The following is a 20,211-nucleotide window of genomic DNA, read 5'->3' as shown; positions in this document are numbered from 1 at the left end:
GTTTTTGTTGCAATGTTCTAGAAATTTCAGCTAGATCAGTCTTCTACATGATGTTTAATACTTCGGCTGCCATTGGTTGGCTGTCCTTGCTAGAGAAAGCAGGTTAAACTGTTCGCATCATAATTCTAAAGGATGGTGCCATGTACCACGGTCATATCTATTTCCCTCTGCGCTTTGCAGAGCAGGCAGAAACACTGCGTCAGAAAATTCTATCGGAACGCAAAGATGTGCTAGAGACTTTCCCATTAATACAGCGTTTGGTTGGCCCACATAAGATGCCGATGTTTGAGATTCACTTTGCGAACAAAGAGTCGGGCATTGTTGAGTGGTTGGAGCAAGAGCGCGGTGATATGTCGGTGTTGATTCATCCAGTAACCGGTGGCGAAGAAACGCTAGACCACACAGTACGTGCGACTTGGCTTGGTCGTGAGCTCGGTGTATTCGAAGATACGCTGACTAGCTAATTCAACTCTGCTCCCGACAGTGAGCATCTAATAATCTAACTTAGTAACTTAGGTGCTGTCGGGTGTGTCGGTGCACACCTCGTTTTGCTCATTGTCTTCTTGCCTAAATTCTAGCTTCTCCAGCTATTCCCCAATAACAGTGATACCGCTACCGACACACCTAATGCGATCAATATATTAGGTAAGTACAGCCCCCAAATCGCGACACAAACCGCCACGGTTACCGCAGCCCATAACAGTGTTTCTAAAATCCAAGTACCCATAAAATAACTCCTAACTAGATTGTGCGACTAGCATAACCAAGTGAGGGTAAACTTTTGGTCACCATCCAATAACCATTTAGAAAATCGCTATAGCATGACTTTGACGATGAACTCATTGTTGTGAACTTGATGAGTAAACTGCCAACCTTGGTTCTGACACACGCGATCGATGAGCTCTAGGCCGATACCAAAAGAGGTTTGTTGTTCAGAGTCGTTTGTTAGGTTTTCATCTTCCAAACGGTTGGTTACCTCAAACAGAGTCTCTGATAGCGTGATACTGATATCTCCGCTGCCACCATGTTGAAATGCATTTCGGACTAAGTTGGTGAGCACAACCTCTGTTAACTCGCGGGGAAGGGAGTGTTCGCCTTGATCGACCTTGGTGTGGATTTCTACTTCTTTGTTTTTGAGAAGGTAACGTTGGCTTTCGATGATGTTGTTGAGCAGGGGAGTCAGCTTGATTAGCTCATAGTTGGTTTCCATTTCGCTATTACGACTCATCCACAACAGAGTCGTTACCAAGGCTTTCATGTTAGTGGCCGAACGTTGGATTCGTGCGACTGCTCGTTGGCCGCTGTTAGGGATAGTTTCAGACAACCGAACCAGCATATCGCCACTGGCTGAAATAGTGGCAATCGGTGTTCTTAGTTCGTGGCTCGCGGCTCTTAAGAAAAAGCTCTCGCGCTCATTGGCCTGTCGTTCACCGTGCACGCTTTTAATTAGTTGGGAAGCTAACTGGTCGATTTCTTTATAGCGAAATTGAGTCAGACCTTCAGTGTTGTCCACATCCAGAGATTCAGACCATTTTGATAGCGTAATAATCGGTTTGGTGACTCGATGTATCAAAAGGCGAATGATCAAAAATACCAAGAGTAAAAGGGCACCGATGGCGATAAAAGCATTGTTTATTTGGTTGACGGAATCAGGTGGGTTCAGCTCGAATAGATTCAAGTAGATGGCTTCATCGTACTCAGAAATGATGTACAAGGCTTCGTCTTTACCAGAAACTTGATGCTTGGCTGCATAGAGGTATTGCCCTAACTCATTGTTAGGCGATGGCTGGTAATGATCATAAATAGCGTCGTTATCAAACGCTTTCCAATCAAAAGCTTGTTGAAACTTAACGGGCAGATCTGAATAACTTAGAAAGGCTTGGAATGTTGGGTTTTGGTAGTCTGGCAGTTGCCCTGTTTCGATGTATTGCTGCTCTGCCACTTCCAACTCATACAGAAATCCATATTTTGCCGATTCATTGAGACCAATATGATAGCTCTGAGATACCATCAAGCTGTAGATGGCTGTGAGTAATACGACGATGCCAAATAAGTAGAGGTAGATATCGCGCTTAATACTGACTCGATTCATGTCCGCGTGTTTCATGATGGTTCCTCATGCAAGACAACACCAATGCCATGAACCGTGTGGATTAACTTTGAGTCAAAGGGCGCATCAACCACTTGTCGAAGCTTAAACAGGTGCGCTTTCATGCTATCAGAGCTTGGCATTTCGTCTTCCCATGCTTCTTCAAGCTTGGCTTTGCTCACCACGTTAGGGCTGTTTCGCACTAACATCACGAGCATTCGCCAACATACCGGAGAGAGCTTCAATAGCTTGCCGTCTCTAATGGCTTGATGCTTATCTAAGTCCAGCTTGAGGTCTACCACAGATAATGACGTCACGGAGCCTTGAGCGCGGCGCACTAGTGCCATCAACCGTACTTTGAGTTCTTCCATCGCAAAAGGCTTCACTAGATAGTCATCCGAACCGACCTCGAACCCCGCGATCTTGTCTTCTAACGTGTCTCTTGCGGTTAACATTAGAATCGGAGTGGTCACGCCTTGCTTCCTAAGAGATTGACAGACATCAAGCCCATCCATCTTGGGCATGTTGATGTCCGTTAAGATGATGTCATAACGCCCCTCTAAAGCGAGATTTAGACCCGCGCTGCCATTGTAAGCAAAATCGAATTCGAACCCATCGAGTTCCATATAGTCTGCAATGGCTTCTGCCAAGTCGCTGTCGTCTTCAATCAACAGGGCGTTAATACTCATAAGTGTCCTTACTTTGTTTCTCGTTCTCTTTTCCAAGCCCAGATAGGCGGCTGAATAAGAAGTTGTAGTCGGTAGTTCCAATTTGGCGCGTGCCATAATTGTTGGCACAGTTTAACGTAGCCGTGGAAATATACCTTAAATGGGTTCACAGAGTTGATTCTCGGGAATACGCCATATCTGACTTCTTCCTCTTCTTTGGCGAAGGTGCCGAACATACGATCCCAAATGATAAAGATCCCAGCGTAGTTCTTATCAAGATACTGCTTGTTAGTCGCGTGATGCACTCTGTGGTGTGAAGGCGTATTAAAGACCGCTTCAACAGGACGAGGCAAGCGTTTAACGGTTTCAGTGTGCAGCAGTGTTTGAAACAGTTGAACAAAGGTTTCACACATCAGAACCACAAACGGATTGAAACCCAGCAGAATTAACGGCAAGTGAAAGAAGAACGGGAAGAACCAATCTAAAGGCCCAAAGCGATAGGCGACCGAGATATTAAAGTAAGGTGAGCTATGGTGAACCGAGTGTGTTCCCCAAGCTAAACCATTACTGTGCAAAAATCTGTGTTCCCAGTAGTACGCGAGATCGGCCAAGATCAAACAACCTAGAATCGTCCAACCAGATATTGGTAGCTGAGTTAGGCTGAAATTTTCGTAGGCGTAAACAAAAGCACCGACATAGGCTAACCCGACAAAGAAAACGGTAACCAATAAGAAGAATAAGGTGACTAAGTTGGTCGCGCTGTCTCCCAACATGTTCCAGCTGAGCTTTTTCTTAAAGGCATAGCGGATAAGCTCAAAGATAAACAGAGCCAGAGCAAGCAGTAGAAAGTTGTCATCGACCCAAGTCTCGGTAAGGATGATGCTTGTTTCTGTGAATGTTTGAGAGAGAAAGCTCCCAATGCTATCCAAAGTGAAATCCATAACTAAATCCTTTACTGGTTGTTCTTATAATAGACGTATAACTCGCTAGAATCTGGCAACCCATGCTGATTGAGTTGGTGGTGCTCTATAATCATGTCCACTTCTTTTAATATCGCGATACCTTCCCAAGCTTGTGCTAATTCCTGTTCGGTATGTTCGCCTTTACCTAGTAGAAGCGTGCCTTTGGCTTTGCTTGGGATCTTAATTAAGGGTTTGTTTTTATTTAATTTTGATTGCTGAGTTGGGAAGCCAATCGTGATTGTTGCTTCGCTGAAATTTAAGCTGATGTCTTGATAGATCACGATGACTTGTTGTTGTGCGCCCTCTTTGTCATTGACTTCGAGGCTCTGATAGAAATCCACCCATAACTCAGGAACATCCTCTAATGGAATCGTCTTGCTCAAACCTTGCAGAAAAGTCGTGTTTGCAGTCGCCTGTTGTTTGACCTCTACGGACTTGTTTTTTGGCTGTTTGTCGATTGATGACTTGTTCGTTGATAACTCAGCGATTGGCTGCTCTGTCGATGCATCCGCAATTGCAGGTTGAATATGTAATACCCCCCAGACAAGACCAGTAATACCGACTGTCGTGAGTAATGAAGCGAATAATTTCATGCTCTTTCCTTGTTGTTCATTTTTCTTATCAAGGAGAGTAAGGGTGGCGAGGTAAACAAAAGGTAACCGATCTCGCTTTTTAGTGGTCAACAGCGAATCCGTCGATTGCCTAAATTGATAATACAGCAATCTGGGACACTTTTTTCCATGTCGGATTGGTAATACTGGCGCCATATTCATTTATGGGCTCAATAATGCTATTCAAATATCCCATCTCTCTGCTGACGATTATTCGGCTTAATCCATTAAAGGTTGCTGCGACTTGGTTAATGGTATTGGCTGAAAACGTGATGCTTATTCTGCTGCCGTTGTTTATTGGTTACGCCATCGACGGAGTATTAAACAAAAGCTTTCAGCCTTTGATGATGTTGGCACTGATTCTTTTTGTACTGGTGATCATCAGTGTCGTTCGTCGTTTTTACGATACCCGTGTGTATGGTGCGATTCGTGTAAAACTGGCGAATATCGTGGAGTGCAACCTGCGTGGCTTATCTGTATCAACCAAAGACGCTCGGCTAACCATGTCTCGTGAGCTGGTTGATTTTCTAGAAGATGATTTGCCTACTTTGATGACGGCGGTGGTTCAGTTGGTCGCGACGGTGGTTATCCTCTCAACGTTTCACTTCTCATTGGCGCTTTGCATGTTGTTTGCAGGGCTGTCGATGCTGGTTATCTATGGTGTGTTCCACCGAACCTTTACTCGGCTTAACGGCCAATTTAACGATCAAGTAGAGCAGCAGGTGAAATTGCTGAGCGGCGTTCGTTTATCTGCACTTCGTTGGCACTTTGAGCGCCTAAAGCAGTGTGAAATCAAGCTGTCTGATACCGAAGCTGTTGTCTATGGGCTGATTTTTATCGTGTTGTTTGGCGCGGTCATCGGCAACTTATGGATGGTGGGTCAGCTTACAGAGCCGACCGCAGGGCAGGTCTTTTCTATCGTTACCTATTCACTGGAGTTTGTTGAAACCGCAGTGATGCTACCAATCACGCTACAAACCCTTTCTCGTCTCACTGAAATCAGTCAGCGCCTTAATCACACCGCCACTCAACAGGTTACCAAGGAGATACCTCATGAAATTTAAAAAGCCACTTTCTGTATTAGTCGGTTGCGCAGTCATCTTTATCGCGTTGGTTGTCGTTGATGAATTGGAACCTGAAGCTACCCAGCCAGTGAAGAAAGAAGCCGTCCTTGCCCCAGTTTCAGTGTTAGAGGTGACACCATTACAGCATCAATCGACGCTAACGATATTAGGTGTAACTGCTGCGCGTTGGCCTGTGCAGTTGAAAGCATCCAGCAGCGCACAATTAAAATGGCTAGATGAAAGCGTTGAACCGGGGAATTTGGTTAACAAAGGCGATGTATTGGCCAGGTTAGATACTAGCGCAGTTGATGCGAACTTGGCTCAGGCGTTGAGCTTATTGAAACAAGCAGAATTGGAATTGAAGCAAGCTAAGCACGAACAAACGGTCGCGTTAAAAATGCTGAACCCGAAAACGAGTTCGTCTTTTGCTCGTAGAGAGCCTCAATTACTTGCAGCGAAAGCTAATCTCAAACAAGCAAAACAGGCTTACCTGAGCGCACAGAAGTTGTTGGAAGAATCAGTGATTACTGCGCCCTTTGATGCAGTGATCATGAAGCGCCATATCAGCCCGAGAGAGTGGATAGAGGCGGGGCAAGTGACCTTTGAATTGGCTGCCAGTGATTCGATTGATATCGAGTTGCCTATTTCTGAAATGCATTGGCAACAAGTTCAAGCCGCTCTGACTGAGCCAAGCATCACAGTGGTGAATCGTTCTGGGAATCAGTGGCCTGCAAAGGTGCGCTATGTGTCGCCGCAAGTTGATTCGGTCACTCGCCAAAGACAAGTTGTGCTTTCGGTTGAGGCACCTTATCAAAGCAAACCAAGATTGTTTCCAAATCAGCAGGTTCAGGCTGTGGTTAATCTAGGGCTTAAGAATAACGTAGTCAGTGTGCCTTTAAGTGCGATGACACGAGACGGATATGTATGGACGTTAGACAGCAATAATCGTCTACGTAAAGAGTCGGTATCCCTGATTGGGCAAGGTAATCAGGTGCTTGATATTCGGTTTAATCAGCAAAGTGAACAGGTTCGCAGAGTGGTGCAATATCCGCTTTCATCGATGTTAATTGGGAAGCAAGTCGAGCCTAACTTTTATCAAGATGATAATTCAGAAGCCATGATCGCAAGCAAATCTGATGATGAACAGGTTGAGGAGGCGAACCAATGAGTTGGGTGACCAAATGGTTTATTAACAATCCAGTCGCCGCTAATTTGTTGATGATGGCGATTGTTATTAGTGGCGTGCTGGCATTTGGGCAGTTACGTGTCGAGTCGTTTCCACAAATCGCACCCTCTTCCATTAGTATTAGCGTTACTTACCCTGGCGGTACCGCGCAACAGATCGATGAGAGTGTTACGCAGCGAATCGAAGAGTCAATCAGTGGCATTGCAGGCATCAAACAGATCACCAGTCAGTCGAGTGCTGGGATTTCTCAGGTCATGGTTCGTAAAACCAGTAGCACAGATTTAGACAAGCTTCTGGACGACATTCGCAATCAAGTCAACGCGATCAATGGTTTTCCCGTGCAAGCGGACAGGCCACAAGTTGTGCGAAACGAATTTACTAATTTGGCGGCATTTGTGGTGGTGTCGGGGCCAAGAACCGATGACGAGCTGCAACCTATCGCTAAGCAACTTGAACAAGCACTGAAGAAGAATCCGCGTATCTCGAAGGTATCAAACTGGGGAACTCGCACATCTCAATTGGTTATCGAGCCAGATCCTGACCAACTGAAAGCGTTGGGGTTGAGCTTAGAAAATCTCGCAGAGCTCGTTGAGCAGCGTTCGCTTGAGACTCGAAGCGGTGAGCTGATTAGTGACAAAGGTCGAATGGTGATTCGTGGTGACGGATACGCCGATGATCTACAGAAGTTGAACCAACTTGTTGTAATTTCAGGAAGCAACGGAAAAATACTGCTGGGAGACATCGCCAAGTTAAGTCGTGGTTACCAATACAGTGGTTCTATCGTGCGTAACAATGGCTCTAACGCCATCGCATTATTGGTCAGTACGAGCCAAACCGACAACCTACTCAAAGTCAGTGAAGCGATCAGTGAAACGCTCGATGCCCAACGCGCGATTCTACCATCGGATATTGAGTTGAATACCATGGCCGACATGGCACCTTACATTGAAGAGCAGCTATTTCGTTTGAGTGAGAATGCATGGCAAGGGTTATTGATCGTCGTAGTTCTACTTGGGATCTTTCTTGAAATTAGGCTCGCCTTTTGGGTCGCAATGGGTATTCCAATTGCGCTGACTGGAACGTTGGCAGCAATGCAGTTGTTCAACTACAGCATCAACGACATCACTCTATTTGGCTTTATTTTGGTTCTCGGTGTGCTAGTGGACGATGCGGTTGTTGTAGGTGAAGCGATACATGAAAAACGGACGGGGAACGTCGGCTATTCTTCTAATATAAACGGCCCCTCTAATATAAACGGAAAGACAGCCGCTTGGCAGGGCGTTAATTCAGTATCAGTGGCTACCGTGTTTGGTGTGCTCACAACCATCGCTGCGTTTTCTCCAATGTTATGGATTAATAACGAGCTAGCCAAAGTGCTGGCTGGGTTTTCGGCTGTGGTGATTTTTGCACTGATATTCTCGCTTATCGAAAGCAAGTTTATTTTGCCGTCACACTTGGCTCTGCTTTCTGTGAAAAAGCCATCAACGGGTTTGTTCGCCAAGGTTCAGAATGCTGCTCAAGGCGGGTTGCAGTGGGTTAATCTCAACATCTACAAGCCAGTATTGGAGTTTGCACTTGGTTACAAAGTTGCGTCTCTGCTTGGGTTTGTGGCGGTTATCTCACTGGCTTATGGTATGTGGTCTAACGGTGCGATTCGAAGTGCGTTGTTTCCTGAAATTCCGGGGCGTTACATCACTGCGATTATTGAACTGGAAGATGGCGCGCCGTTGCCTTTACAGCGCCAAGCCTTGTTGCAAGTAGAGCAAGCAATGACACAAGTTGAAAAAGGTTTGATGGACGATTACCCATTACAAGAAAAGCCTGTTGTTAACCTACTTGCCTGGTCTGATGGCTATGGCGAAATTGAAGTCACAGCTGAGCTCACCAACGAATCCTTAAGCTCATTGCAGGGTAATTTATTATTGAAGCGATGGAGAGAAAACACAGGCCAAATAGAAGGCGCTTATTCGGTTAAGTTCAGTGCGGCAGAGGAGCCTGCTGGTGGAACATTCTTAACGATCTCTTCCAATGATCGTGAGCTTGCTTCTCTAGTTAGCGAGGAGCTAGCGGATACTTTGGCTTCGTTGAAAGGCGTATCGGATGTCTACGACGATGGTCAGGATGGTTTACCGCAAGTTCGATTGGTGTTGAATCAATATGGTCAGCAACTTGGGTTAACTCAAGCGAAACTGGCTAAGTTAGCAGGAGAAGCGTTTGGCGAAAGAGAAGTGCATCGCTTGTTAGAAAACGGGCAAGAGACCAAGGTGCTGCTGCAGTATCCAAGAGATGAGCGCAGAACCTTAGCTCAGCTACAACAGGCTCTTATCATGTTACCTAATGGTGGAAGTGTGATGATGGGGGATATTGCTGAGTTTCGTCATGAGCAAGAACCACAAGTGGTTTACCGCCGCGACCGAGAACAAGTGATCAACCTGTATTGGAAGCAGAACCGAGACCTGCAATCACCGGAGAAAACACGTGAGCAACTTGAAGATACGATTGAATCTCTGCACTTACAGTTTCCAAGTGTAACGATAAAAGCGGGCGGTGAGTTTGAAGAGATAGGTGAGGTGTCGAACGGCTTCAAATCAGCGATGATACTAACGCTCATCATGATCTACATTTTGTTGGCGGTGCCTTTGAAGTCCTATTGGCAGCCGATGATCATCATGGCAGTGATACCGTTTGGTTTTGCTGGCGCGATTTTTGGTCACTACTTGATGGACTTACCCATCAGCATTCTCTCTATGTTCGGTATGATGGCCATGACAGGCATCGTGATTAATGATTCGTTGGTGTTGATTACTCGTTTTAACGCTGAATACCGCCAAGGGGTGCCGTTACAGCAAGCGTTAGTCATTGCGGGTACTAGCCGCTTGAGGGCGATTTTCTTGACCACCATTACAACGGTGTGTGGATTGTTGCCATTGCTAAGCGAAACCGCAGAGCAGGCGCAATACTTGAAACCAGCGGCAGTATCTTTGGTGTTTGGTGAGCTGTTTGCCACTGCGGTGACTCTGATTTTGATTCCCGTGCTGCTTGGTTTGTTTTGTCGCAAGCCGCCGCTAGTTGAAAATCTAATCGAAAAAGAACTGGGCGAGCAAGATTCATTAGAAGAACTCACTTTGGAGCGCTCGTGATTGATTTTATAAAGGACAAAGACGATAGTGAAGCCAAGCTATCCAGTTCAATGAAGCTGTCCAGTTCGGCGAAGCTAACCGACAGTAAGACTAAAGCTAATGTACCTGAGACCCAAGACTGTATGACGCAAGAGAACAAACCTGCTTTGCATTTAGAGCCAGCTTTTAAACTGGTGCCAGAGATTACATTGATTGAATCTTTGCCAGAGCACCTTCAAAAACGCTTTACGCATGCATTGACCTTGATGCATGAAGAGTGGGGTGAGCGTCGTACATGGGAAGAAATAGCAACCGAGAGTGCGATTTCGCCATACCACTTTCATCGTCAGTTTACTGATCTGTTTAACGAAACTCCGGGTCAGTATCTGAGCCGAGTTCGATTACAAATCGCGGTCGGTTTGTTGATCAACGACGAGCCGTGGAGCGTGATTGAAATTGCTCAGTATTGTGGCTACTCATCGTCGCAGTCATTAGGTAAGGCGCTTAAGCGCGAGCTCGGTGTTACTGCGAAACATATTCGAGAAATGGGCTACAACGCGACACCTAAGGAAACGGCAGACTTCATCCAGAAATTGGCACATCCAGGTGTGCAGTCTTCGATGGAAAAAGAGCTGGTTAAGTCTATGCCGATCGAGCTGGTTTGGTATCCAGAACGCGGCATGCAAAAGCTTAAGTTGGAAGATCCTGATTGGGACACGGTATTTGAAATCTATGGTCAGAAATCGACACATTTGATGGGCACCACGCCGATCAAGCAAATGAATAATAAGTGGGACGACATCGACGCTGAAATCGGAAATTGGCAAGTCGCGAAAGATCGTTATGATATGACCATTCCTGAAGGCTACTACTTATGCAGCGACGTTTATCTGGTTTCGGATGTGGCGTATAGCACAGCGTTAGAAGCTCTGTTTAAGGCGGTTGAACAACAAGGTTTGAAGTTAGATGTGCAAGGTTATTTGGTAGAGATGATTCGTCAGATTGATACGGATGATGTCGAAGGCGTGACGTTTTCATTCCAGTTGCCCGTTTTAGCGACATTAGAAAAGTAACACCAGACCGAGCGTTTCAGTTTGTTAGCTAATTCCAATAAAAAGGCTCCTCAAATGAGGAGCCTTTGTTTTATTTCAAGGAACCGTTTACCAAGAAACCGGTTATCAAGAGCCTCTGTTCGAAGGGTTTAGCCGTTAAACAGAGTAGGGGGATTAAGCCTCTGCTGTTACTTTATCGCTGCTCATCTTTTTAAGAGCTGCGTAACCAAAACCTGTTACCGCTGTACCTGCTGCAATCGCCACTAGGTACATAAGTACTGGAGAGATAGCGCCAGGAATTAGCAGTACGAACAAGCCGCCGTGTGGAGCCATTAGTTGTGCACCAAACATCATTGATAGAGCGCCCGTTAGTGCGCCACCTGCCATACATGCTGGGATAACACGCATTGGGTCTTTCGCTGCGAATGGGATTGCACCTTCAGAGATGAAACATAGCCCAAGAACGAATGATGCTTTACCTGCTTCGCGCTCGCCTGCTTCAAACTTGTCTTTCACTAGGAAAGTTGCAAGGCCCATACCTAGAGCCGGAACCATACCTGCTGCCATGATTGCTGCCATTGGTGCGTAAGTTTGTGAAGCCAATAGACCAACACCGAACGTGTAAGCCGCTTTGTTTACTGGACCACCAAGGTCGAAACACATCATTGCGCCTAGAATCACACCCAGAAGAATCGCATTAGACGTTCCCATGTTGTTTAGGAAGTCTGTCATTGCGCTCATCACGCCTGAAACTGGACCACCAACGATGTAAATCATGACCAAACCAGTGAACAAACTCGCGATAAACGGAATGATCAGAATCGGTTTGAGGGCTTCCATGGATTGTGGAAGTTGAACCTTGTCGGCAATGAATTTTGCTGCGTAACCCGCAATGAAACCCGCTGCGATACCACCTAGGAAACCTGCACCTGTTGAGCTAGCCAACATACCGCCGATTAGACCTGGAGCCAGACCCGGACGGTCAGCAATAGAGAATGCAATGAAACCAGCAAGAACAGGAATCATCAGTGCGAATGCAGAACCACCACCGATAGTCATCAATGCTGCTGCTAATGTGCCTTCTTCTTTGAAGGCTTCGATACCGAATACGAAAGACAGTGCGATGATCAAACCACCCGCAACAACCACAGGAAGCATGTGAGATACACCTGTCATTAGGTGCTTGTACACACCTTTCTTCTCATCAGCAGGCGCTGAATTTGAAGACGCTGTGTGCTGGTATGGCTTAGCTTCAGCGAATGCTTTTTCCATCTCTTGCTTTGTTTTCTTCAAAGCAGGACCTGTTGTGGTTTTGTACAGCGCTTTGCCGTTAAAACGATCAAGAGGAACGTCGATGTCGGCAGCGATGATAACAAGATCAGCGTTTGCGATTTCTTGGTCTGTCAGTTGGTTTTTCGCACCTACAGAGCCGCGAGTTTCCACTTTGATTTGGTGACCTAGGCGTTTGCCTTCTGCTTCCAGCGCTTCAGCTGCCATAAAGGTATGTGCAACACCCGTTGGGCAAGCGGTAATCGCTACGATCTTCTTGCTGCCTGTACTTGCTGTTGTAGAAGAGTTTGTTGAAGTACTAGTAACGGTAACTGCTTTTTCAACTTGAGAAGCGTCTAATACCGTTGCTTCTGCTACCGCTTTCTCTAGAAATGCTTTTGCATCTGCTGTGCATTCAGAGATAGCTGCTTGGTACACTTTTTTGCCAACAAAGCGCGCTTTATCAATGTTTGTGTTGGCAGCAATAACCACAACATCGCTGCTGTCGATCGTGTCTTGTGATACTGGAGAGTTAGGTAATACGCTAGATTGACATTCAATAGCGGCGTTCCAACCCAGTGTTTTTGAAGCTTGCTCTAACAACCCTGCTGCGATGATGCTGTTTGCTACGCCACTTGGGCAAGCTGTGATGATGGTAATATTCATAATAATCCCTTTGTCCTATTTACTTGTGTCTAACTGACTAGTTGGAGCACTAAGCGCCTGTAATTGGATATTTTGTCGTACTGAATCCAGCTCTTGTTGGCTGGTTACACCCACGCCTACCTGTGAAACTGCTATAGCAGATAGGGCGGTTGCGAATTGAATAAGTTCTGGTTTTGGCATCTGTTGCATGTGACCCCAACATAGGCCAGCAACTAAGGTGTCACCTGCACCTACCGTGCTTACTACTTGCATGCGCGGAGGTTGAGCGTGTAACCACTCACCTTGGTTAAGCCACATCACACCTTCAGCACCAAGTGACACAACGATGTTATCGATGCCTTTTTCACTTAGGGCTTGGCCTGCGTGTTGGCATTGGTCGCGTGTAGTTAGTTCGGCGTTGAATAACTGAGATAGCTCTTCATCGTTTGGCTTGATCAGCCATGGTTGTGCATCGAGCCCCGCTTTAAGTGCATCACGGCTGCTGTCGAATAACACTTTCTTGCCCATATCGTGAAGTTTCTGAATCCACGATGCGCATAACATAGGTGAAATGCCCTGAGGTAAGCTGCCTGCAATCACGAAATATTCGTGGTCTTCAGCTAACCCGAATAGAGTGCGCTCAAACTGCTCGATGGCAATCGGTGTTACCGCTACGCCAGGGAAGTTGATGTCGCTAACTTGACCACTTTCTTCTACTAACTTCACGTTGATGCGAGTTGCGCCGTCGACACGAATAAAGCGGTCAGTTGCGCCCATCTGTTCGAACAGTTGGCAGAACGGTTCTTCGTTATTGCGACCAAGGAAGCCAGTCACTGTCACTTTTGCGCCAAGTTCTGAAAGAACTTTTGCTACGTTTACGCCTTTGCCCGCTGCATGCAGAGAGCTTTTGTTCACCAAGCTAACTGAACCTACGTTTAGCACATCGATGCTACCTGTCAGATCTAGAGCAGGGTTTAGGGTTACGGTAACGGCTTTGATTTGTTTATCAGACATATCGACCCCTTAACCTTCGCCAAGGCCTGAAGCGATAGCTTTGCCAATCGATTCAAGTGCTTGTGCTGCGTCATCACCTTCAGCAACAAATTGAAGCTGGTGGCCGTGTTTAACGCCAAGCGCGATTACTTTCATCAAGCTCTTCGCGTTCACTTCTTTTCCGTCGCCATCTAGGTTTGACACGCGGATTGTTGATTCAAACTTCTTCGCTTCAGCGACTAGCATTGCGCCCGGACGAGCGTGTAGGCCGTGTGCGTTTTTGATTTTGAATACTGCGCAGTTGTCGTCGTCTTGAGAAGCTATAGAAACCGCTTCACCTTTTAGAAGGCCAATGACTTGCGCTGCATCTGCAGTCAACAGTTGTTGTTGTTGCTTACCTTCGAAAACCATCTTGCTTAGGTTTGCCAGAATCGATTGGTGTGCGCTGTTACAAGCGGCGAATGCTACCAATGCTTTAACTGGTGTGCCTTCGTACTCACAATGGTTCGCTGTTGAAACGAAAGATACGCCAGTGCGAGTTACACCTTTGTCGCTGCCCAACAACCATAGGCCTTGGCCTAGGTGAGTTGGTGTTTTTGTCACAAGGTCGGCAACGAATGCGTTGTCTGTGCAACCTGTGTTCTTAAGTAGGCCGCCCGCAACTGCCGACATTTGAATCATGTCGCTTGCAGGGAACAGTAGCTGAACTAAAGAAGCGTCTAGGTCTGCTTCTAGCTGAACTTCGCCATTAAGTAGGGCGATGATTTCGTCTTCTGATTTTGCTTGCTTTAATTTCTCTTCAACACCGTCTGCCGCTAGCACTTTGGTCAGTTGCTTAAGAATGCCTAAGTGCTCATCAGATTTAGCTGCAATACCAATCGCAACGTAAACACGGTTTCCGTCTGCCCAATCAATACCTTCAGGGAAGTGGTGTACCGCAACGCCTGTCTCTTTCACTAGGCCACGAGTGTCAGTCGTTCCATGAGGAATCGCGATACCGTTGCCAAGGAACGTAGAGTTCTGGTTTTCACGGTTCAGCATTCCTTCAACGTAGCCAGAGTCAACTAAGCCTTTGGCTGTTAGGTCGCCTGCAATATTTTGGATTGCTTGGAACTTATCATTGGCCGTTTGGCCTAGAGTGATGTCAGATTTTGATAATTTAAGCATGGTGCCTCTTTAGCGTATCGCTTGAGAATTTGTGTGTCGCTACGATTCCAACTAGAGCAAGAATTAGTGAACTTTACTCTTTGCTTTACTTTAGCTGAATCGGTTCAGCATTCAGTGTAAAAAAATTCAGCAAAGCCAATTTCGATTTTCAAAATAGTTTTGCTGCGTGTCGTTAATTCGGTCTGATTCGTGGATAACGAAAAGCTAAATAACGAAAGCTTATTAACAACAAATGACGCTCGATTCATTCAAAAGGATGATTGAAGTCACTTTTCAGATTTTGCTGAATCCTTTCAGCTTTTATACTGAATCGATTCAGCATATAATTCAACTAATCCAGGGATCAGATCATTCGTTATATGATCCTACGCACAAAATACAGGTCACTCATATGACACTTGATGAAATCGCTAAGTTGGCTGGAGTATCGAAAACCACAGCCAGTTATGTCATCAACGGCAAGGCGCAGAAATACAGAATCAGTGAAAAGACTCAACAGAAAGTCATGGCGGTTGTAGAAGAGTATAATTACCGTCCAGACCACGCCGCTTCGTCGTTGCGAGCTGGTAATAGCCGTTCATTTGGTTTGATTATTCCGGATCTGGAAAACAGCAGTTACGCGCGTTTGGCAAAATTGATAGAGCAGAATTCACGCAAAGTGGGCTACCAGATATTGATTGGTTGTTCTGATGATGATGCTGAAACCGAACGAAAAGTGGCTGAAGCTTTGGTAAGTCGTCGTATTGATGCCTTGCTGGTTGCGAGCTCAATGCCAGACGCCAACGAGTTCTACTTAAAGTTGCAAAACTCAGGAACGCCTGTGATCGCAATTGACCGTCCGTTAGATGATGAGCACTTTGCTTGCGTACTCAGTGAAGATTTCGAAGCCGCATTTGAACTGACGCATTCGATTCTCGATGACAATATTCATAGTGTTGGTTTGATAGGCGCACTTCCTGATCTAAATATCTCACGCGAACGTCACCTAGGTTTTGAAGCTGCGAATAAAGCACATACTCAACAAACAGGGCTCGCAGAAAACAAGCCGATGGTTGTGGGTTATGGTGAGCACTTTGATAGGGAATCTGGGCGAGAGGTTTTTGAGGGTTGGATTGCAAAAGGCACGGTTCCTGATGCGATTGTGACTATGTCTTACACCTTGTTAGAGGGTGTGTTGGATGTAATGGTTGAAAAACCAGAGCTGATTAATCAAGTAAAACTGGCAACCTTTGGTGATAACCGACTGCTCGACTTCTTGCCTTTTAAAGTCCATTCACTGCCGCAGCAGTTTGAAGTAATTGCCGACAGCGCTTTTGCTTTGGCGTTAAATGCATCCGCTAAGCGTTACCAAGCGGGTATTGAACTCGTGCCGAGAAGTTTAGTGAGACGAGGCTAATTCCAGTTAGTTTAAACAAGCTAGGTTAGACTTGGACACTTAGCTCGAACTTGGAGTTAACTCGAACCAAGCAATAAGCCCAACTCTACAATGGCAACAATGCCGAGCAACAAAGCCAACACCTTCCAAAACTGGATTGGATTTCGGTTTATCAAAGGTTGCTTGGCTTTGCTTTTCACCAAACTTTGGTTTGGCGTGTAAAGGTCTGCCACAAAATCCCCCAACACTTGATGACGCTCGCTCGGCGATTCGGCGCAGGCTTTTTGTAACACCAAATCCACCCAGCTTGGTAAGTCAGTTCGTTTTTGAGTGATGGGTTGGTATTCCCACTGATGATGACGAGATTGCTTAAGTGATTGTGCGGTCATTTCAGAGTAGGGCAATTCACCAGTTAGCATCTCATAGCCGATCACAGCGATAGAGAACAAATCTGAGCTGGTGGTCGCGGTGTTATGTTTGATGGTCTCGGGTGCAATGTAATTGACCGCACCTAATGGAGTGTCGTCTTTGTCTGCGAGCTCTCCCTCTTCAAGTCCTCTGACTAATACAGCGCCAAGGTCGATGATTTTTATCTCACCATCATGTTGAAGCATAATGTTCTCGGGCTTTAAATCTCGGTGCACCATGTCTGCGCGTTGTAATACTCGAATACCTTGTGTGATTTTTTCTAGTATGTCGCGTACTTCATTGAGTGACGGTTTTGGATTGTCGTACATCCATTGTCTTAGCGTGATGCCTTCTACCCATTCGCAGATTTGATATAAAAATTGCGAGTTCTCTGGTGTCGGGTAGACCTTCATTACTTTCTTATTGTTTAGCAAGATCCCCGCCCATTGTTCAGTAAAGAAAGCTCTCAGTTGCGAAGGGCTATCATGATATTGGACGGAAGGGACTTTCAGCACGAACTCGGTTTGTGTCTCTTTCTGCATCACACGATACACATGGCTTCTAGAGCCTGCATACAACACCTCAAGCACCATAAAGTTGTCGATACTTTGTCCGAGCTTTAACGCGGGTGGGATGGCACGTTTAGCCAGCTTTTCATGGAACTCAATGAGCGAAGGTTTAGGTAGATGGCTGACTTGCACAATCAAACAGCTCACGTTGTCTGAGCTATTGTGGCTTAAAGCAGTGTTACAGATGGTTTGTGCTGCGTATTCAAAATCCGCTCCAGGCTTATCGATGTGTTCATTGAAGGTGTTGGGCGAGACAAATTCATGCACACCATCCGAAGTGAGGATAAAGCAGTCGTTTTTCTTGATAGGCAGGGTTTGATAGTCAACGTTGAGTTGGTTGTCCATGCCTAAGGCGCGTGTAAGATAATGCTTCTGCCCCATATTTTTACGGGTGTGGTCGCGGGTAAGCTGGCGTAATTCTCCATCTCTTAGTAAGTAAATGCGACTGTCGCCAACGTGGAATATATGTGCGGTGTTCGATTTGAGTATCACGCTGCTGAACGTCGAAACGAGGGCGTTGTGGTTCACTTGTTGTGCAGGATGAATGTTAGAAACAGACGTGTTGAAGAGCCAAGAATTGAGTGAGGTTAAGACTTTCTGTGCTGAACGCTGAATACTCCAGCTATTTGGAGTGGCGTAATAGTCGTCGATAAATTGCATCACGCTGGTGTGACTGGCTTTCTGGCCGTGTTCACTGCAACTTGCCCCGTCTGCTATGCAGACGACACTGCCTTTCAACTCTTGCTCAGTACGAGTTTTGGGGTGCTTTACAATGATGGCGTCTTGGTTTTCATCACGTATGCCTTTATTCGAATAACCGCCAAACTTAAGCGTTAATTGGTTGTTTGATTCCGGCGTGACGACTTGCCCTTGGCTGAATGAAATTGTCATAACTGGTCTTCTTTTAACTGTTCTTCTTCCCGCTTCCTTGACAGAACATCCTAGGAAGAACAAAAGCTCTAGTGAACGTAGAGCCTCTGAACGAAGCACCAAAGCGGTAATACCAACCTTGGTGCTTCTCCCGATTCAATGAGTGGTTAGCTCGAGACGTTGATCAAGGTCACGCTACCATCGTCGTTTACTTCAGCAATTTGGCCATTAGGCTCTTCCATGAACATCAGAGTAACGAAGCCTAATACCGCTGTTCCTGCAATCACTAAGAAGAACGTTTGGTAGCTCACGAATGACAACACAGTTAGGTAAACTACCGCACCCACGTTACCGTAAGCACCTGTCATACCAGCAATCTGACCTGTCATACGACGCTTGATTAGAGGAACTGTTGCGAATACTGCACCTTCACCCGCTTGCACGAAGAAAGAACACGCCATCGCTGCGACAACCGCTAGCCATACAGGCCATGTGCTGTCGACTTGACCCATTGCAAAGTAACCCACAGCAAGACCAATCGTTAGAATAAGCAGTGTTGGTTTACGACCGAATTTATCTGAAATCCAACCACCACCTGGGCGAGACATTAGGTTCATAAAGGCATAAGCCGATGCAACCATACCTGCAAGAACCGGTGTTAATTCAAAGGTATCAGAGAAGAACAGTGGCAGCATAGAAACAACAGCCAGTTCAGAACCAAATGTCGCGAAGTACAATACGTTAAGTACCGCAACTTGCTTGAATTTGTACTGGTGAATCTCTGGTACTTCTTCTTTAAATACGTTCTTGTTTACTTTCCAAACTTGCGACACTTCGTACACGTAAAGCGCAGCCAAACCTGCATACACAGAGTAAACCGCCATGTCAGATAACATGTTGATGTTGCTTGGTGATAGCTTCCATGTCAGTAGCGCTAGTGCGGCATACATCGGGATCTTCATAATAAGTAGGAAGAAAAAGTCACCCTTTGATGTCACTTCCATTGCTGTTACTTGAGCTGGTTTGAAGTAAGTAGAACCTTTTGGTGTATCCGTTACGTTTTTGTAGAACACAAACGAGAACGCTAAGCTCATAAGGCCAGTAATACCGACCGCATAACGCCAGCCGTCTTCACCACCAAATGCTAAAGCCAGAGTTGGAAGCGTGAATGCTGCCGCTGCTGAACCAAAGTTACCCCAACCGCCGTAAATACCTTCTGCAGTACCCAATTCATTGTGTGGGAACCACTCAGACACAAGGCGAATACCGACAACGAAGCCAGCGCCAATGAAGCCAAGTAGGAAACGAGCAATTGCCGCTTGAATGAAAGAGTCTGCCAGAGCAAACATAAAACAAGGAATAGAACAGACCGCGAGTAGAGAAGAGTAGACCAATCTTGGGCCGTATCTGTCGGTTAACATACCAATGGCGACACGCGCCGGAATGGTCAATGCAACGTTGAGAATAAGCAGTGTTTTGATCTCTTCAGTAGAAAGACCAAGCGACGTTTTTACCATTTGCAGTAGTGGGGCAAAGTTGAACCACACAACAAAGGTGATAAAAAAGGCCATCCAACTTAAGTGTAAGGTTTTCATCTTACCCGTAAATGAAAGCAGCGAAAATTTTGTGTTATCCATGGTTTAAATCCTTTAAATCTGGAAAGTTACCCGGCTTTAGCTCGTGCGTTACTTCCGAAATTCGAACGCATTCATGTGGCTAAACCCTGTGCCGAAATTGCTCACGCTGATAAAGCGTTTACATGATGATGTCGGCGTTTAGTTAACTGGCGATAGCAAGTGGTGCGAGAACCTGAACCTGTTCTCCTTGCTTGCGAACTTCAAATTTCACGAGCTTGAGATCGGGTTGTTCAAGGCACGCGCCAGTTTCTAAGTGGTAATGCTGCTTGTATAAGGGTGAGGCTACGTAAGGCTCACCGCTTAATGAACCAATGATACCACGTGACATCACATTCGCCTTGCCAACAGGATCGTAATTAGAGAGTCCATAAAGCGTGTCACTGCGCTTGCAGTAAAAAATAGCCACTTGGTTATCGTCTACTTTGGCGCAAATACCACCGTTTGGGGTTAGGTCCCGGGTGTTGCATACGGTTGTCCAATTTTCCATGACTTTCTCCTAGTCAAAACATAAAACTAATAATCAATTT

At 46.0% G+C, this 20,211-nt stretch carries 17 protein-coding genes; 6 read left to right on the top strand and 11 right to left on the bottom strand.

Features of this window, described 5'->3' with window-relative positions:
• Positions 1-140: 140 nt before the first annotated feature.
• A complete protein-coding gene (locus tag ACED25_RS02055; protein WP_017089599.1) occupies positions 141-464 on the top strand; it encodes a DOPA 4,5-dioxygenase family protein in 324 nt (107 codons plus the stop codon).
• Between the two features lie 110 nt (positions 465-574).
• Here ACED25_RS02055 and ACED25_RS02050 read toward each other — a convergent pair whose 3' ends face one another.
• From ACED25_RS02050 to ACED25_RS02030, 5 genes are all read right to left on the bottom strand, one after another.
• Positions 575-727, bottom strand: a complete 153-nt coding sequence (locus ACED25_RS02050) for a hypothetical protein (RefSeq protein ID WP_371694520.1) — start codon at positions 725-727, stop codon at positions 575-577.
• Positions 728-814: 87 nt separating this feature from the next.
• Entirely contained in the window at positions 815-2,107 is a 1,293-nt protein-coding gene (locus ACED25_RS02045; protein WP_371694519.1) for a sensor histidine kinase, read from the bottom strand.
• A complete protein-coding gene (locus ACED25_RS02040; RefSeq protein WP_280589787.1) occupies positions 2,104-2,778 on the bottom strand; it encodes a response regulator transcription factor in 675 nt (224 codons plus the stop codon). The genes ACED25_RS02045 and ACED25_RS02040 overlap by 4 nt, the downstream gene beginning before the upstream one ends.
• Positions 2,779-2,786: 8 nt before the next feature.
• Positions 2,787-3,698 carry a sterol desaturase family protein gene (locus ACED25_RS02035; RefSeq protein WP_102442437.1) on the bottom strand — a complete coding sequence of 304 codons (912 nt, stop codon included), beginning with the start codon at positions 3,696-3,698 and terminating at the stop codon, positions 2,787-2,789.
• A gap of 11 nt (positions 3,699-3,709) precedes the next feature.
• On the bottom strand, positions 3,710-4,312 hold the full coding sequence (locus tag ACED25_RS02030; protein ID WP_371694518.1) for a hypothetical protein: 603 nt from the start codon (positions 4,310-4,312) through the stop codon (positions 3,710-3,712).
• Between the two features lie 194 nt (positions 4,313-4,506).
• On the opposite strand from ACED25_RS02030, the gene ACED25_RS02025 reads away from it, so the two are divergent.
• Genes ACED25_RS02025 through ACED25_RS02010 form a run of 4 tightly spaced genes read left to right on the top strand, consistent with a single transcriptional unit; the run spans position 4,507 to position 10,772 of the window.
• On the top strand, positions 4,507-5,394 hold the full coding sequence (locus ACED25_RS02025) for an ABC transporter six-transmembrane domain-containing protein (RefSeq protein WP_371694517.1): 888 nt from the start codon (positions 4,507-4,509) through the stop codon (positions 5,392-5,394).
• The gene (locus ACED25_RS02020; RefSeq protein WP_371694516.1) at positions 5,384-6,562 is read left to right on the top strand and encodes an efflux RND transporter periplasmic adaptor subunit; all 1,179 of its coding nucleotides are present in this window, start codon (positions 5,384-5,386) and stop codon (positions 6,560-6,562) included. Before ACED25_RS02025 ends, ACED25_RS02020 begins: the two co-directional genes overlap by 11 nt.
• Positions 6,559-9,720 (top strand): efflux RND transporter permease subunit, encoded by a 3,162-nt coding sequence (locus ACED25_RS02015; protein ID WP_371694515.1) that lies wholly within the window; start codon positions 6,559-6,561, stop codon positions 9,718-9,720. Before ACED25_RS02020 ends, ACED25_RS02015 begins: the two co-directional genes overlap by 4 nt.
• A complete protein-coding gene (locus tag ACED25_RS02010) occupies positions 9,717-10,772 on the top strand; it encodes a helix-turn-helix domain-containing protein (protein WP_371694514.1) in 1,056 nt (351 codons plus the stop codon). Before ACED25_RS02015 ends, ACED25_RS02010 begins: the two co-directional genes overlap by 4 nt.
• A 153-nt stretch (positions 10,773-10,925) precedes the next feature.
• Here the strand turns inward: ACED25_RS02010 and fruA are convergent, their stop codons facing one another.
• Genes fruA through fruB form a run of 3 tightly spaced genes read right to left on the bottom strand, consistent with a single transcriptional unit; the run spans position 10,926 to position 14,825 of the window.
• A complete protein-coding gene (gene fruA / locus ACED25_RS02005) occupies positions 10,926-12,686 on the bottom strand; it encodes a PTS fructose transporter subunit IIBC (protein WP_371694513.1) in 1,761 nt (586 codons plus the stop codon).
• Between the two features lie 15 nt (positions 12,687-12,701).
• Positions 12,702-13,679, bottom strand: coding sequence for a 1-phosphofructokinase (gene pfkB / locus ACED25_RS02000; protein WP_371694512.1), 978 nt, complete (start codon positions 13,677-13,679; stop codon positions 12,702-12,704).
• Positions 13,680-13,688: 9 nt separating this feature from the next.
• On the bottom strand, positions 13,689-14,825 hold the full coding sequence (gene fruB / locus ACED25_RS01995; RefSeq protein ID WP_371694511.1) for a fused PTS fructose transporter subunit IIA/HPr protein: 1,137 nt from the start codon (positions 14,823-14,825) through the stop codon (positions 13,689-13,691).
• A gap of 391 nt (positions 14,826-15,216) precedes the next feature.
• On the opposite strand from fruB, the gene cra reads away from it, so the two are divergent.
• On the top strand, positions 15,217-16,221 hold the full coding sequence (gene cra / locus ACED25_RS01990) for a catabolite repressor/activator (protein WP_009844886.1): 1,005 nt from the start codon (positions 15,217-15,219) through the stop codon (positions 16,219-16,221).
• A 56-nt stretch (positions 16,222-16,277) separates the two neighbouring features.
• On the opposite strand, the gene ACED25_RS01985 is transcribed toward cra, so the two are convergent.
• The 3 genes from ACED25_RS01985 to nirD all read right to left on the bottom strand — a co-directional run bounded on the left by ACED25_RS01985 (position 16,278) and on the right by nirD (position 20,171).
• Positions 16,278-18,068, bottom strand: coding sequence for a protein kinase (locus ACED25_RS01985; RefSeq protein ID WP_371694510.1), 1,791 nt, complete (start codon positions 18,066-18,068; stop codon positions 16,278-16,280).
• A 146-nt stretch (positions 18,069-18,214) separates the two neighbouring features.
• Entirely contained in the window at positions 18,215-19,684 is a 1,470-nt protein-coding gene (locus ACED25_RS01980) for a NarK family nitrate/nitrite MFS transporter (protein WP_371694509.1), read from the bottom strand.
• 142 nt (positions 19,685-19,826) lie between these two features.
• A complete protein-coding gene (gene nirD / locus ACED25_RS01975; RefSeq protein ID WP_004730303.1) occupies positions 19,827-20,171 on the bottom strand; it encodes a nitrite reductase small subunit NirD in 345 nt (114 codons plus the stop codon).
• Positions 20,172-20,211 lie beyond the last annotated feature (40 nt).

The sequence above is a fragment of the Vibrio sp. 1F263 genome (assembly GCF_041439035.1).
Classification (GTDB): domain Bacteria; phylum Pseudomonadota; class Gammaproteobacteria; order Enterobacterales; family Vibrionaceae; genus Vibrio; species Vibrio tasmaniensis_A.
This window is presented reverse-complemented; position numbering and strand designations above follow the sequence as displayed.